General features: G+C 68.0%; 15 protein-coding genes. 5 read left to right on the forward strand and 10 right to left on the reverse strand.

Features of this window, described 5'->3' with window-relative positions:
• The first annotated feature begins 15 nt into the window (after positions 1-15).
• Positions 16-501, forward strand: coding sequence for a DUF4446 family protein (locus tag AB0L70_RS03995; RefSeq protein WP_363679671.1), 486 nt, complete (start codon positions 16-18; stop codon positions 499-501).
• Here AB0L70_RS03995 and AB0L70_RS04000 read toward each other — a convergent pair.
• Positions 498-2,090: a diacylglycerol kinase family protein gene (locus AB0L70_RS04000; RefSeq protein WP_363679673.1), complete on the reverse strand. Its 1,593-nt coding sequence runs from the start codon at positions 2,088-2,090 to the stop codon at positions 498-500. The genes AB0L70_RS03995 and AB0L70_RS04000 overlap by 4 nt on opposite strands.
• A 94-nt stretch (positions 2,091-2,184) precedes the next feature.
• On the opposite strand from AB0L70_RS04000, the gene serS reads away from it, so the two are divergent.
• Together serS and AB0L70_RS04010 are read left to right on the forward strand one after the other, a co-directional pair.
• Positions 2,185-3,459, forward strand: a complete 1,275-nt coding sequence (gene serS / locus AB0L70_RS04005; RefSeq protein ID WP_363679675.1) for a serine--tRNA ligase — start codon at positions 2,185-2,187, stop codon at positions 3,457-3,459.
• The gene (locus tag AB0L70_RS04010) at positions 3,456-4,250 is read left to right on the forward strand and encodes an HAD family hydrolase (protein WP_363679677.1); all 795 of its coding nucleotides are present in this window, start codon (positions 3,456-3,458) and stop codon (positions 4,248-4,250) included. The genes serS and AB0L70_RS04010 overlap by 4 nt, the downstream gene beginning before the upstream one ends.
• A gap of 166 nt (positions 4,251-4,416) precedes the next feature.
• On the opposite strand, the gene AB0L70_RS04015 is transcribed toward AB0L70_RS04010, so the two are convergent.
• Positions 4,417-4,968 carry a WhiB family transcriptional regulator gene (locus tag AB0L70_RS04015; RefSeq protein WP_363679679.1) on the reverse strand — a complete coding sequence of 184 codons (552 nt, stop codon included), beginning with the start codon at positions 4,966-4,968 and terminating at the stop codon, positions 4,417-4,419.
• 569 nt (positions 4,969-5,537) lie between these two features.
• On the opposite strand from AB0L70_RS04015, the gene AB0L70_RS04020 reads away from it, so the two are divergent.
• A complete protein-coding gene (locus tag AB0L70_RS04020) occupies positions 5,538-6,341 on the forward strand; it encodes an HAD family hydrolase (RefSeq protein ID WP_363679681.1) in 804 nt (267 codons plus the stop codon).
• Between the two features lie 29 nt (positions 6,342-6,370).
• On the opposite strand, the gene AB0L70_RS04025 is transcribed toward AB0L70_RS04020, so the two are convergent.
• The 6 genes from AB0L70_RS04025 to AB0L70_RS04050 form a co-directional block, all read right to left on the reverse strand.
• Positions 6,371-6,979 carry a bacterial proteasome activator family protein gene (locus AB0L70_RS04025; RefSeq protein ID WP_363679683.1) on the reverse strand — a complete coding sequence of 203 codons (609 nt, stop codon included), beginning with the start codon at positions 6,977-6,979 and terminating at the stop codon, positions 6,371-6,373.
• 49 nt (positions 6,980-7,028) lie between these two features.
• Positions 7,029-7,556, reverse strand: coding sequence for a CGNR zinc finger domain-containing protein (locus tag AB0L70_RS04030; protein ID WP_363679685.1), 528 nt, complete (start codon positions 7,554-7,556; stop codon positions 7,029-7,031).
• Positions 7,557-7,771: 215 nt separating this feature from the next.
• Positions 7,772-10,420: an FtsX-like permease family protein gene (locus AB0L70_RS04035; protein ID WP_363679687.1), complete on the reverse strand. Its 2,649-nt coding sequence runs from the start codon at positions 10,418-10,420 to the stop codon at positions 7,772-7,774.
• On the reverse strand, positions 10,420-11,142 hold the full coding sequence (locus AB0L70_RS04040; protein ID WP_363679689.1) for an ABC transporter ATP-binding protein: 723 nt from the start codon (positions 11,140-11,142) through the stop codon (positions 10,420-10,422). The genes AB0L70_RS04035 and AB0L70_RS04040 overlap by 1 nt, the downstream gene beginning before the upstream one ends.
• Positions 11,139-11,714: a helix-turn-helix transcriptional regulator gene (locus AB0L70_RS04045; protein ID WP_363679691.1), complete on the reverse strand. Its 576-nt coding sequence runs from the start codon at positions 11,712-11,714 to the stop codon at positions 11,139-11,141. The genes AB0L70_RS04040 and AB0L70_RS04045 overlap by 4 nt, the downstream gene beginning before the upstream one ends.
• A 33-nt stretch (positions 11,715-11,747) precedes the next feature.
• Positions 11,748-12,323 (reverse strand): TetR family transcriptional regulator, encoded by a 576-nt coding sequence (locus AB0L70_RS04050; RefSeq protein WP_363679693.1) that lies wholly within the window; start codon positions 12,321-12,323, stop codon positions 11,748-11,750.
• Positions 12,324-12,403: 80 nt separating this feature from the next.
• Between AB0L70_RS04050 and AB0L70_RS04055 the strand changes: the two genes are divergently transcribed.
• Entirely contained in the window at positions 12,404-12,820 is a 417-nt protein-coding gene (locus tag AB0L70_RS04055; protein ID WP_363679695.1) for a VOC family protein, read from the forward strand.
• A 1-nt stretch (position 12,821) separates the two neighbouring features.
• Here AB0L70_RS04055 and AB0L70_RS04060 read toward each other — a convergent pair whose 3' ends face one another.
• Both AB0L70_RS04060 and AB0L70_RS04065 read right to left on the reverse strand, forming a co-directional pair.
• Positions 12,822-13,799, reverse strand: a complete 978-nt coding sequence (locus tag AB0L70_RS04060; RefSeq protein ID WP_363679697.1) for an NAD(P)H-quinone oxidoreductase — start codon at positions 13,797-13,799, stop codon at positions 12,822-12,824.
• A gap of 15 nt (positions 13,800-13,814) precedes the next feature.
• Entirely contained in the window at positions 13,815-14,699 is an 885-nt protein-coding gene (locus tag AB0L70_RS04065; protein WP_363679699.1) for an aminoglycoside phosphotransferase family protein, read from the reverse strand.
• Positions 14,700-14,723: the final 24 nt, after the last annotated feature.

Genomic DNA, 14,723 nt, shown 5'->3' on the forward strand with positions numbered 1-14,723 from the left:
CTTAGGCTTCCGTGCGTGTCTTCGACGTTAGCCGGCGCTTTCGGGATCGCCGCCCTGTTCGTGGCGGTGCTCGCCCTGGTGTTCGCGATCCAGGCCCTCCGGGCGCAGTCCGGCACGTCCAAGTCGGCCAAGCTCGCGGCGACGCCCGTCCCCGAACCGGAGCAGGAACCCGAACAGCCGGCCGCCAAGCCGGGCACGGTCAGATCCGAGCTCCGCAAGCTGGGCAAGGAGATCGAGGTCACCCGCGGCGAGCTCCGCGAGACCCTGCAGCACCTGGCGATGGTCCGGTACGACGCGTTCGGCGACACCGGCGGGAAGTTGTCGTGGTCGATGGCGCTCCTGGACGACAACGGCGACGGCGTCGTGCTGACGTCGATCAACAGCCGGGCGGACGCACGCACGTACGCCAAGGAGATCAAGGCGTTCACCAGCGAGGCCAAACTCTCCCCCGAAGAGGAAGAGGCCCTCGAAACCCTCCGGAAAGAGTCGGAGCAGGGCTAGCGGCGTTTGGGGACTCGGGCGGTTAGGGCGCCGGGTTCTATTTCGGCGGTCAGGTGGCGGCCGGGGCCGATGGGGTCACCGTCCAGCTGGCGCTGTACGTCGACTGCCGCGGTGATCTCGACCTTTCGGCCGGTGAAGCGCTCCAGGTACATGTCGGTCCGGTTGGTGCGCGTCATCAGGCGCCAGAGCACGATCGGCCACTGCGTCACCCGGCGCGGGGCGATCACCACGACATCGAGCAGACCGTCGTCCGGGCGTGCGTCCGGCAGCAGCGGGATGTTCGCCTGCAGCATCCCGACGTTCCCGATCACGACCGTCCGCACCCGCCGCTCGATCGGCTCCGCGTCGTCCAGCGAGAGCGTCACCCGCACCGACGGGTGGTTGATGTTCTTCGCGGCCGAGACCAGGTACGCCGTCCAGCCGATCTGCTTCTTCAGATGCGGCGGCGCGTCCGAGATGATCGCCGCGTCCAGCCCGAGCCCGGCCATCACCGCGAACCGGTCGGTGTCGAGCTCGTCACCATGGACCCGGACCAGATCGATCCGCCGGTCCCGGCCGTCCAGGATCCGCTCCAGCGCGTCGTCCAGATCGAGCGGGATGTGCAGGTTCCGGGCCAGCAGGTTGCCGGTGCCGGCCGGGATCACTCCGACCGGAATGCCGGTGTGCGCGAGCGCCGAGCAGACCACCCGGACCGTGCCGTCTCCGCCGGCGACCAGGACCAGGTCGGACTCGTTCTCGATCGCCTGTTTGGCCATCGCGTTCCCGGCATCGTCCTGACGCGTCTCCAGCCAGAGCGGATCGTCGTACCCCCGGAACGCCAGCGCCCGGGTCACCTTCCGCCGGAACGCCACCCCGTCGCCGACCTTGATCGGGTTCACGATCACGGCGGCCCGCGGCGGGATCGTCGTACCGTCGCCGTCCGAGGGCGTACGCCGACGCCGTCGACGCAACCCGGGCCGGAGACCGAAGCCGATCGAGGTCGCGGTCAGGATCGCCAGGCCGAGCGCCCACCCGCCGAGTACGTCGGACACATAGTGCACGTTCAGTGCGATCCGGTCGGCGGACGCGATCCACACCACCGCGATCGTCGGCAGCATCACCAGCAGCCGGAACCGGCGCCGCCAACCCCGGACCGACGGCAGGACCACGCCCAGCGCACCGGCCATCACGAAGGCTGCGGCCGCGTGGCCCGACACATACGACCAGCCGTCGTTCTCGACCAGCATCTGGGTCGGTCGCGGCCGCTCGGCGATCGCCTTGACCGCCTGGACCAGCCCGAGCTCGGCCCCGGCCGAGACGAGCAGCCAGACCGTCAGATGCCGGGCCCGGCGCTGCCAGAGGTACGCCGCCACCACCACGAGCACGCCCCGTGAGGTCCACGGGACCACGATCGCGCCGACCACCTGCCAGAAGTCGATCACGGTCTCGTGGGCGGCGCCGTACGTCGCGGCCCGGGCGGCAACCGACTGGTCCCAGCGCTCCAGCGGCGGCCAGTGCTTGAAGACGAGCAGCGTGATCACGGTGAACGGCAGCGCACCCAGGACGACCGTGAGCACACGGCCGACCGGACTGGGTGGGTGATGGTTCATGACCCGCTCGATTCCCCCTCTGTGATCACGTACGACCACCACATCATCCCGAATAGACTTCGCCCCTTCTGACACGCCCCGATACCCTCAGGGTGTGATTGACGCGAAACTGCTCCGTGAGAACCCCGACGTCGTGCGCGCGGCCCTGACCAAGCGCGGTGAGAGTACGGACCTGGTCGACCAGATTCTGGTCGCCGACAGTGAGCGTCGATCGTCCATCTCCGCGTTCGAGGCGCTCCGGGCCGAGCAGAAGACGCTCGGCAAGCAGGTCGCCCAGGCCAAGGGTGACGACCGGACCGCGCTGCTGGAGCGGACCAAGACCCTGGCCGCCGACGTGAAGGCGAACGAGGCCGCCGCGAACGAGGCCGGCAACCGCTTCGACGAACTGGCCAAAGCACTGCCGAACCTGGTCTCGGACGAGGCCCCGGTCGGCGGCGAGGACGACTTCGTCGTGGTCGAGGAGGTCGGCAAGCCGCGCGACTTCGCGGCCGAGGGCTTCGAGCCGCGCGACCACCTCGAGCTGGGCGAGCTGCTCGGCGCGATCGACATGGAACGCGGCGCGAAGATCAGCGGCTCGCGGTTCTACTTCCTCAAGGGCGCCGGCATGCTGCTCCAGCTCGGCATGCTCCAACTGGCCGTCCAGCAGGCGGTCGAGAACGGCTTCACCCCGATGATCACGCCCACGCTGGTCAAGCCCGAGGTGATGGGCGGCACCGGCTACCTGAGCGCCCACGACGACGTCTACCGGCTCGACGAGCCCGAGCTCTACCTGACCGGTACGTCGGAGGTCGCCCTGGCCGGGTACCACATGGACGAGATCATTGACCTGTCCAACGGTCCCGTCCGCTACGCCGGCTGGTCGTCCTGCTACCGCAAGGAAGCCGGGTCGCACGGGAAGGACACCCGCGGGATCATCCGTGTCCACCAGTTCGACAAGGTCGAGATGTTCTCCTACTGCAGCCTGGACGAGGCCGCCGCCGAGCACCAGCGGCTGCTCGGCTGGGAGAAGGAGATGCTCGACAAGATGGAGCTGTGCTACCGGGTGATCGACACCGCGACCGGCGATCTGGGCATCTCGGCGTACCGGAAGTTCGACTGTGAGGCGTGGGTGCCGACGCAGGGCCGGTACCGCGAGCTGACCTCGACGTCGAACTGCATGGACTTCCAGGCCCGTCGGCTGAACATCCGGCACCGGGACGCCGACGGGAAGACGCAGCCGGTCGCGACGCTGAACGGCACGCTGGCCACGACCCGCTGGATCGTCGCGATTCTGGAGACGCACCAGCTGGCCGACGGCTCGGTCCGGGTTCCGACCGCACTGCGCCCGTTCCTGGGCGGCCGTGAGGTCCTCGAACCGGTGGGCAAATGACAGAGGGCTCACGGCCGACGGCCGTTGCCCTGGACATCGATGGCACGCTGATCGATCACGACGAGGGACTGTCCCCCGCCGTCGTCGACGCGGTACGCCGTACGGCCGCACAGGTGCCCGTGATCCTGGCGACGGGCCGGGCCTGGTCGACCACCAAACCGGTGGCCGAGCGGTTCGGCCTGCCGGCCGGCGGGTTCGTTGTCTGTAGCAACGGTGCGCGGACGATGCGCTTCCCGGACGGCCACGTGGTCGACGAGCGGACGTTCGATCCGTCGACCGTGATCGAGTCCGTCCGCAAGTACGCCCCGAACGCGCGGATGGCGGTCGAGGACTACGACGGCAGCTATCTGGTCACCGCGCCGTTCCCGGCCGGTGATCTCGGCGCCAACGCGAAGATCCGCGTGGTGGCCGACGACGAGCTCGCGCCGGAACCCGTGACCCGGTTGATCATCCGGGACCCGGAACAGTCCGAGGCCGACTTCGTTCGTCTGGCGGAGCGACTCGGTCTGCACGGCGTGAGTTACTTCGTTGGCTGGACCGCGTGGCTCGACATCGCACCCGAGGGCGTGGACAAGTCCACCGGGCTGAAGGTCGCGCTGGCGCAGTACGAACTGGATCCTTCCGGTTTGCTCGCGATCGGTGACGGACGCAACGACATCGAGATGCTGGCCTATGCCGGCCGGGGCGTCGCGATGGGTTCGGCGCCGGACGAGGTCAAGGCCGCGGCCGACGAGGTGACCAAGTCGGTCCAGGACGACGGCGTCGCCGCAGTCCTCAACCGCTGGTTCTGATTCACCGTCCGACCTTCCTCCGCGAGCACGACCGCGGCAACCCTTTCGGTTGTGCCTGAAATGGTTGACAGTTGCATTAGACAACCAAAAGGCCCGGATCCCTGTGGTTACAGAGATCCGGGCCTGAGGCCCAGTTCGATAGTCCGCTGGCGGGCCGAGTATCGGGTCAGGCGACGCGGCTGCTGCCGCTCCGGCGTGGCTGGCACTGGTCGATCACCGTGTCGAACGCGTCCAGTACGGCGGCGACCTCCGGGCGCGGCCGCGGCGTCTTCACGGCCGGGCTCTGCCCACGACGGGCGCGGCGCAGGTGACGCTTCACCGTCGACAGCGAGCATCCCAGCCGCATGGCCAGGGACTCGAGGCTGTCGTTCGGGTACTGCGTGCGCAGCCGCAGCACCTCTTCGTGGCTGACCGGCCGGCGGGTGCCACGGGCCCCGGCGAGCTGGTCGAAGTCGTCGGCCTGGACCTCTACGTCCAGCAGGTTCCGGATCGAACGCCGTTGTACAGCAGTGGTTCCGGCGACGAAGCCGCTCACGTCGTGCTCGGCGACGGCGCTGTACAAGCAGTCGGTGAACAGCGGACACGAAGCGCACAAGGCCTTCGCCTCACGCACGAGCTGTTCGTACCGCTCCCGAGTACGACGGGTGGCGGACGCGGGCGGCGGTTCTTCCATCAGGCGGTGCTGGAAAATGTCCGAACGGGCGATACAGCCGGTCATCGCCCCTTCCCTGATGGAAGATGTGTCGACAGCCGCTCGGGAGCTATTGCCCCCCGGCCCCGCTAGATTGGCGCTGTTGACGGTCATCAAGGCTCCCCAAGTTTTAGGATCCGTGTGAGTGAACAGTGAAAAATGTTCATTCACACAGCTCCACTAGCTGATGGACTGGCGAACTGTTACCGGCCCACCGTGTCGCGTCCCGGGCGCGGGACGCACCGATCCATAACTGTTGACGTCGCTGCCGTGGTTTTGGTTGCAGCCAATTCCACAACGGTTCTTCGACGTTTGTGTGTGCTTCCGGTGGTGGGGCGGCATCAGTCGCGCTGATCCAGAACAGGCTTACGACGCGGCTCAACTGCCCCCGGTTCCCCGCCAGACCACCGCATGAAATCATGCGTGCTCAACACTGCGCAGGGGAACTTGCTGCCTTTGCAGCATCCTGCCGTAACGGTCTGATGACGTTGTCAAAAGCTCAATCAGATAAGTCAGAAACATCTGAAACCGATGTCCGGATGCTTGCGTCGGACGGGCCGGGAGGAGTAATGAACTCCTCCAGATACGGTGGCCCGGTGACCGCCACCGTACCTCCTCGCCTGATCGCCACGGACCTCGACGGGACCCTGGTCCGCACCGATGGAACCGTTTCGGACCGAACCCGCGCGGCCGTTCTCGCGGTACAGCACGCCGGAAGTGTTTTCGTGATGGTCACCGCGCGGCCACCTCGCTGGCTGCACGACCTGTCCGACCTCGTCGGCGATCACGGAATCGCAATAGTTGCCAACGGCGCCATTCTGTACGACGTCCTGCAGCGTAAGGCGATCCGGACCCGGTTGATCGATCCAGCGGTGGGTCTGGAGGTGGCCCGCGCGATCCGCGCGGAGATTCCCGACGTCGAGTTCGCCATCGAGCGACCGGACCGTTACGGACAGGAACCCAACTACCTCAATCGCTGGCCGAAGCCTGCCGACACACTCGTCGCGGCGGTCGAGGTGTTGCTCTCCGAACCGGCAGCGAAACTCTTGGTGCGTCATCCGAGCTGGCACTCCGACGACCTGCTGGCCCGTATCGGTCCGGTCGTCGGCGATCGCGTGACCGCGAGTCACAGTGGTGGTCACAGTCTGGTGGAGATCTCGGCGAGTGGAGTCTCGAAGGCCGCGATGCTCGCCGATTTCGCTGCTGGGCTTGGGATTGCGGCCAGTGAGACGATCGCGTTCGGTGACTCCGTCAACGATCTGCCCATGCTCGCCTGGTCAGGGACGTCGTACGGCGTGGCCAACGCGCACGCCGAGGTCCTGGCCGTGGTCGATGTGGTCTGCCCGGCAAACGACGAGGACGGTGTCGCCACCGTCCTCGAGGAATTGTTTCGATCTTGAGTTGTTCCAGCCTTTGAAACAAGGCGATTTCAGAGGTACATGCCCCCGCTGCCGGGACCGTCCGTCGTTCCGGCCTGCGGTGCACCGGGGAAACCGGGCATGTCTTCGCCCGGCATCTGCTGACCGCCGGGCAGCGCGCGGCGCATGTGCTCCAGCTGCTGACGAGCCGCCATCTGCTGCGCGAACAACGCGGTCTGGATGCCGTGGAACAGGCCTTCCAGCCAACCGACCAGCTGGGCCTGTGCGATCCGGAGCTCGGCTTCGGTCGGCGTGCTGTCGTCGGTGAAGTCGAGGCTGAGGCGTTCGAGCTCGTCGACCAGCTCGGGGGCGAGGCCGCTCTCGAGCTCCTTGATGGAGGCTTCGTGGATCGCCTTCAGCCGTTGCCGTGATGCCTCGTCGAGCGGAGCGGACTTCACCTCCTCGAGGAGGTTGCGGATCATGTTCGCGACGCGCATCACCTTGGCCGGCTGTTCGACCAGTTCGGTCACCGAACGCGGTTCGTCGTGCTCATGGTCCTCGTCGGAGCGCGGCGGCCCTTCGACGGCCATGCCGTCAGGCCCGACGATCAGGACCTTGCCGTCCTCGGTCCGTGCCCCGGCCATCGGCATCTCCTGGCCCTCGCTGCTGCTCTCACTCATTTGCCCATCCTAGATCGACCCTGTGCATCGGCCCTGTGCGAGTCGGGCTCTAGTTTCGGGCCCGATGCCGGCGGACGGCGTCCCGGTTGGCGCAGGCGGGGCTGCAGTAGCGCTGACGGCCGGTTCGGGAGAGGTCGGCGTACACGTTGTCGCAGCCGCCCGCCGCGCAGCGCCCGAGCCTGGAGATCCCGCGCCCGGCCAGGTGCAGCGCCGTACCCGTGCTGATCAGGGTTGCGACGAGCCGGCCGACCGGGACCTGGTCGGGGCGGTAGTGCACGTGCCAGCCGTCGCCGGCGTGGTTGGTGAGCCGTGGGTGCTCGGTGTACCTGGCGAGCATCGCGTTGACCAGATCGACCCGGGTCTGCTCGTCCGGCGCATCCACGACCGCGAGCCACTCGTCGAGCGCGACCCGCACGGCCGCCAGATCGGCCGCGGTGACGCGGCGGTCCCGGACCATCCGGCTCTCGACGCCGCTCTCCTCGCAGCGCTCGGCCAGCTCCGCGGCGGTGGTCGCCGGTCGGGTGACCAGGTTGACGGCGAGCAGAACCGCGTCGGCGCCGTAAGGGTTGAGATGCATAATGCCATTACATCATGATGGCCAAATGACAACCGGAATCGTTCCTCATCAGCACCGCTGGAGTGCGGTGTCCTCCCACCAGGTCAGCGAAGGCCTGGTCGTGTACCAGCGGTGTGCTTGTGGCCGATGGAGAGTCACCAGCACACCGCCGTACGCCGTCGCTTATCCGGAGGTAGCCCGGACGCGATGAGCTGTCCCAATGTGTACAGCGTCTCTTAGTCGATCCGGCTGACCATTGGGAGGCGGGACCGCGTCATCAGCCAGGCCAGCAGCCCGGCGAACAGTGGTACGACGATCACGATGCCGCCCAGCTCTGCCCACGGAACCATGAAGTGCGGTGATCCGAAGGCAGCGTGGGCCGTGTAGCCGTAGAGCGCGCCGATGCCGACGCCCAGTACGCAACCGAGCTGACCGAGCACCCAGGCCTGTGCCGCCGCCAGCGACCGCCGCCGGCGTGGTTGTGCACCGATCGCCGCGAGGGTCGCCAGGTCCGCACGTCCCTCGGCGGCCGACAACGACACCGAGATCGCCACACCGAGCAGGGTGACCACGGTCGCGGCCCCCAGGATCCCGATCAGGAACAGCCGCGCCGGACTCTGATACCCCTTCTCCACCTGCAGTACGTCGTCGCCGCCGAGGATCCGTGCGACGGCCGCGAGCTCGGCCTTGGTCGGTTCGCGGGTCAGCTCGTACTGCACCTGGGACACGTTGAGCGTGCCGAGTTTGCGTGCCTCGTCCGGGCTGATCAGTGCGCTGTCACGGAGGAGCGTGATCCGCGGCGGTGTGCCGGCCGGTACGGCGGCGACGGTCCGGACCGCGCGGTCGCCGGATCCCGACGTCTGGTTCTCCAGGGTGATCTTGCCCGCGGTGCCCAACCGGTCCACCGGAACCACGACCTTACCGGCTCGCAGGTCGGCTGCCGCCTGCTCGCCGTACGCACCGAAGCGCGCGATGAACGCGGGATCGGCGACCAGCAGGCTGTACGAGTTCTGCCCCTCGGCATTGTTCGGCCCGTGCGCGTAGAACGTGGGCAACCAGCCGTACTGGTCGACCTTTGCTCCAGGCAACGAAAGGTCGGCCAGCTGGTAGGCCTGCCGGACCGGAAGCTGCGCGGCGACCGCATCGGCGAGGCTCTGCGAGTACGCCGGCGAACCCTGACCCAGGGAGAACTGCACCACCGCGTCCCCGGGCAGGGCAACCAGGACGTACTCCTTGGCGCTCGCGGCGATCGCGTTCGACGCCGCGAACGCGACGGCGGCAGTACCGGCCACAGCCATCATGATCGCGGCCGTCGCGGGACCGGTCCGATGCCGGTGCCGGGCGGCGTCGCGGACCGCCATCCTGGCGCTGAGCGGCAGCACCCGCGCCAGGCCGGCGAACTTCCCGACCAGACTCGGCAGCATCCAGACCAGCGCGGCGATCGCCGCTGTGATCCCGAGCATGACTAGAGCGATCGGCCCGGTCGGTGTCACCGTCGCCTGGTAGTCCCGCGAACCGGGCTGGCCGGCAGCCGATCGCTGCGCCTCCTTCAAAGCGGTGGCGATCAAGCCACTGCCGATGAGCACGCAACCCACCCCGGCGACCAGCAGGATCACCGCCACCCTGCGGATCCGCGCCTTCAGTGCGGTCGTCGTGAAGCGCCCGGCCAGCGCCGCCATCGGGGTCTGCCGCCCCGCGGTGATCGCCGGTACGACGGCCGCCGCGAGACCCGCGAGCAGTCCGATCGCGGCGATCAGTGCGACGGCCGTCCCTGGGATCTGCCAGTCGGTGAACACACTGCCCGTGAACCGTTCCCACAGCGGCTTCCCCACGACCAGAGCCACGCTCGCCAGGGCGAGTCCGCCGATCACCCCGACCAGACCGGCGAACAGGCCCTGCAGCAACACGATCCGGCGGACGTCCCGCGGAGTACCGCCGGCTGCCGTGACCAGACCGAGCTCTCGCGTCTGCCGCCGGGCTCCGACGGCGAATGCCGTACCGGCGAGCAGGACGATCTCGAGGATCCCGAGCCCGATCACCAGTGCCATCGCGGCGTACGGACCGATGTCCTGGCTGCGCATGCCGTACGGATTCGGTGGCGGATCCACGATATTTGCTCGGGGCAACAAATAGAGCCCTTGGTCGAGCAACTGCTTCTCCAGCGTGTCCGGCTGCACGGACGCGGGGAACTTGACCAGGTACCGCACGGTGGTGGTCGGGTCGGCCGTGGACAGCGGCGTGTCCGGCGGGGCGAAGACCGTCCCGGCGCTCCCGCCGGAGATCTGGCGGGCGATGCCGACGACGCTGTAGCTGCTGCCGTCCGCGGCGACCAGCGTGCCTGACGCCGTACCGAGTCCGAGGCGGTCGGCCAGGGACGGCGAGACGGCGACCTCGTTCTTGGCGGTGGGGAGGCGGCCCTCGTCGACCTTCACGGTGCCGTGGGTCAGCGGGCTCGCGCCGTCGCCGGTGACGAGGGTGACCGAGGTGTTCGATCCAGGCGCACGGATCGCCACCATGCCGGTATCGACGAACTGCCGGGCGAACGTACTGCCGGGCGGAAGCAACGGGGCCGGATCGAACGTCGCCGGCGTACGTACCGGACCCTGGTCGTTGTCGGGAGGTGGCGGCTCGTTCAGCTGGATGGACGGCTCGCCGGGCAGGTCCTGGAGCTTCGCGAACTGCGTGACCCCGACCGCGGCATCGGCCTGGCCGAGCGTGATCGTGGCGAGCGTTTCGCCTTGTGGATCGGAGGTTCGGAGGATCACGCCCATCCAGGTCGCTGCCAGCACCGGCAGCCCGATCAGTGCCGCGACGAGGAACGTCCGGCCGAGCGACTTCCGCGTCGTACGGCGGGCGATCCGCAGCGGTGGACTCCAGTGGCCCATCAGTGGCTCTCCTGCAGCAGTGCATCGGCGTCGGGCAGCGGGCCGGACTGGCCTACCAACAGACCATCGCGCAGGTAGACCACGCGGTCGGCCCAGGCTGCGTGCCGGGCGTCGTGGGTGACGAGCACTCCGGCGATGCCGTGCTGGTCGCACCGGTCGCGGAGGAGTTGGAGGACGGCTTCACCGGTGTCGGAGTCGAGGGCGCCGGTCGGTTCGTCGGCGAGCAGCAGCCGGCGCTCGCCGACGATGGCGCGGGCGATCGCGACTCGTTGCCGTTGGCCACCAGACATGTCGTCGGGGAATCGGTCGGCGAGGTCATCGATACCCACTTCCTGCAGTGCGGCGACGGCGTACTTGCGGGCGGTCCGGGTCCGGGTGCCGTCGAGCTCCAGTGGCAGCGCGACGTTCTCGGCCGCGGTGAGGGCGGGGATCAGGTTGAAATCCTGGAAGACGTAGCCGATCCGGCGCCGCCGGAGGGCGGCGACGGCGTTCCGGCTGAGTGTGGTGAGGTCGTTGCCGTCGACAAGGACCTCGCCGCTGGTGGGCCGGTCGAGACCGCCGGCGCAGGTGAGCAGAGTGGACTTGCCGGAGCCGGAGGGACCCATCACGGCGACGAGCTCACCGGCTTCCACCGCGAGGTCGACGCCGCGCAGGGCGTGGACAGCTTGCTCACCCTGGCCGTGCGTCCGGCTCAGGCCGCGGATGTCGAGAATGGTGGTCATCGCTTCGCCTCCACGTCCTGCGGGGCCGGGGTGTTGCTGGTCGTGGTAGCCGATGAGGCACGGCGGTGCCGTAACAGCTTGGCTTCGCAGTGATCGAGCCAGCGGATCTCGGCTTCGGCGGCGAAGATCATCGACTCCACCACGAGCTGCCAGGAGATCTCGCCGTCGCGGCTACCGCGTTTCAGCCGGGTGAGCTCCTGCAGTGATCCCATCGTCGACATCCGCTGCCGCTGTACGACGGCGCTGACATCGACCCCAGGGACCGCCAGGGCCAGTGCGAGCTTGATCGCGAGCTCGTCCCGCGGCCGCGACTCCCGGGTCACCGGCGTCTCGAACCACTTGGTCAGCTCGGCGCGACCGGCGTCGGTGATCTCGTACATCGACCGCCCGTCGCCCTCGGCCGACGCGGCATGCACCAGGTCGTCGCGCTCCAACCGGGTGAGCGTCGTGTACACCTGCCCGATGTTCAGCGGCCAGGTCGCACCCGTCGCCGCCTCGAACTCTCCGCGCAGCTGGTACCCGTACTTCGGCCCCTCTTGGAGCAACGCCAGCAAACCGTGCTTGATCGACATAGATACCGAGTATGCATACTCGGTATGCTCCGGTCAATGTTCGGTCTGTACCAGTCGGTTGACCAGGCGGGTGGTGATCGCAGTGACGTCGTACGGGCGTCCTGTGCCTGGAGTGAGCTGATCCAGCACCAGGCCGTCGATCGCGAAGTGCAGGAGGCGGATCTCCTCGGCACCGCCGGGGAGGCCGGCGTTCGCGTTGAAGGCGACGTCGGCGTCGAAGCCCTGCTTGAGGGTGCGCGACAGGATCTCGTGCAGGCCCGGGCGGCGAGCGGCTTCGAGGCGAAGCTCCAGGAGGGCAAGGGAGAGCTCGGGGCGGCCGAGTAGGCGCTCGACGATGTAGTGGACGTAGTCGGTCATCAGCTCGATTCCCGGCTCGCGCTTCGAGAGGGGTTCGAGGACGGCTTCGTCGGGCGCGAGTCGCTCGAAGATCCGCTCACCGAGGGCGCCGAGCAGGGCATCCCGGGTCTTGAAGTAGTTGGACGCCGTACCCGCGGGGAGGCCGGCCGCGGCGTCGACCGCTCGGTGGGTCAGGCCGCGGGCGCCGGCTTCCGCGAGGACGGCGAGACCGGCGTCGGCGAGTTGGGTACGGCGCTCTGGGTTCCTGGGCACGTTGACAACTCTAGCATCGGTCAACTACAACTGTCGTGGTTAATAACAACAGCTGTAGTAGTTCTTCGTGAGGAGATTAGATGCAACCCGCGGCATTTGGTGCGACCGTCGTCACCGATCGCACGGCGGAGGTCGCCGCCTTCTATCAGCAGCATTTCGATCTGGAGGTCATGCTCGATCTCGGCTGGTTCGTCACCCTGCGCCGGGGTGAGGCGGACTGGGAGCTCGCGATCTGCGAGCGCGGTCACGCGACGGTGCCGGCCGCTGTTTCCGCCGCCGTCGAAAGCACGAACGTGTTCGGCTTCATCGTCGAGGACGTGGACAAGGTCGCGGCCGCTCTCGGCGAAGCGGGCGTGACGCTGGAGACGTCGCCGGTGACCGAGGTCTTCGGTCAGCGGCACTTCTTCGTCCGCGACCCCGCGGGCACGTGGATCGACGTGATCCAGTTGGTCGAGCCGGATCCCGAGTGGCTGGCCGCCAACCTGCCTACAGCATGATCTAGATGGTGAGCAGGATCTTGCCGATGTGGCCCGACTCCTCGAGGTCCTGGTGGGCCCGGGCCACCTCGGCGAGCGGGTAGGTGGTGTGGACGATCGGGCGCACCTTCTTCTCGGCGATCAGCGGCCAGACATGGCCGACCACCTCGGCCAGAATGCGGCCCTTCTCGGCGACCGAGCGGACCCGGAGGCCAGTGCCGGTGATCGAGCCACGGCGGCTCATCAACCGGCCGAGGTCCAGCTCGGCCTTCGTGCCGCCCTGCATCCCGATCACGACCAGGCGGCCGTCGTACGCGAGGGTCTTGACGTTGTCGGCGAGGTACTTCGCGCCGATGATGTCGAGGATCACGTCGGCCCCGGCGTTGCCGGTCGCTTCCTTGACCACCGACGCCCACTCGGCGTCCTTGTAGTTGATCGCGACGTCGGCGCCGAGCCGGGTGCAGAACTCCATCTTGTTCGTGCTGCCGACCGTGGTGAGCACCCGCGCCCCGTGCGCGACCCCGAGCTGGATCGCCATCGTGCCGATGCCCGACGAGCCGCCGTGCACGAGCAGGGTCTCGCCGGACTTGAGGTGCGCGGTCATGAACACGTTCGACCAGACGGTCGCGACCACCTCGGGGAGCGCCGCGGCGCTGACCAGGTCCAGGCCATCGGGCACGGGCATCACCTGCGGCGCCGGTACGACGACCTTCTCGGCGTACCCACCTCCCGCGAGCAGCGCGCAGCACTCGTCGCCGACGGACCAGTCCTCGACCTCGGCGCCGACCGCGGCGATCCGGCCGGAGACCTCGAGCCCGATCGTCCCGGGTGCGCCGGGCGGCGGCGGATAGTGCCCCTGGCGCTGAAGCAGGTCCGCGCGGTTCACGCCCGCGGCGACCACCTCGATGACGACCTCGTCGACGGCCGGCTGCGGATCCTCGATCTCGCCGATCGTCAGTACGTCGATCCCGCCCGCACCCTCACACACGACAGCTCGCATGCGGCCACCGTACCCTCAGCCGTCGACGAGTCCAGCCAGCTCTGTTGCGATGCTCTCGAGGTAAGTGGTCTCGCCTATCGACTTGAACCAGTCCCATAGTTCGAGTGAGTGGTAGACGCGATAGAGATGCACCCGATCCGCCCAGTCGGCGGGCAGTTCGCCGTACCCGGTGGTGAGGCCGGCGAGCTTGTCGGCGTCGCCCTGGACGGAGTACGAGACGGTCTTGGCGAGGTCGATCAGCGGGTCGGCGGCGATGGCGTTCTCGACGTCGATGAAGCCGGTGACCTGCCAGGTCTCGGGGTCGACCAGGATGTTGCCCTCGTGGAAGTCGTTGTGACACAGCACCGGCGCCTGGTTGGCCTTGAACAGCCCGGAGTGCTTGTCCACAAACGCCTGGATGGCTTGGCGCAGGGCTTGGTCGCCGCCCAGCTGGTCGAACTCGCCGAGCTTCTTGCTGAACTGCCGGCGCATGTACTGATCGTTGTCCGGCAACGGATCGAGGATCCGGTCGGTCAGATAGCCGTACTCCGGCTGCGGGATCCGGTGAACCCGGGCAATAAGTTGACCGAGTTGCGTGTACGCCGCTTCCCAGTCGGGCGGGTCGAGCTCCGACAACGGGACGCCGTCGAGCTTGGTGAGGACGGTGAAGGCGTCGTGTTCACCGGCCGGTTCGGCGTGGACGACCTTGGGGATGGAGCCGTCCAGCTCTTCGGCGAGGAGGCCGTAGACGTGGACCTCTTTGGCTTGTTTCCAAGCCCATTCCGGTGCGTAGACCTTGACGATGAGCGGGTCGCCGGAGGTACGGCGTACTTCGACGACCGTGCTCAGTTGGCCGCCGGTGCGTTGGATGATCTCTTCGCTGTCGGGGACTGCTTTGGCCACGATTGCCGCGATATCCACAGCCTCACGCTAGAAGGCGTGTCC

Origin of the sequence: Kribbella sp. NPDC051952 (assembly GCF_040680855.1) — a bacterium.
GTDB lineage: Bacteria > Actinomycetota > Actinomycetes > Propionibacteriales > Kribbellaceae > Kribbella.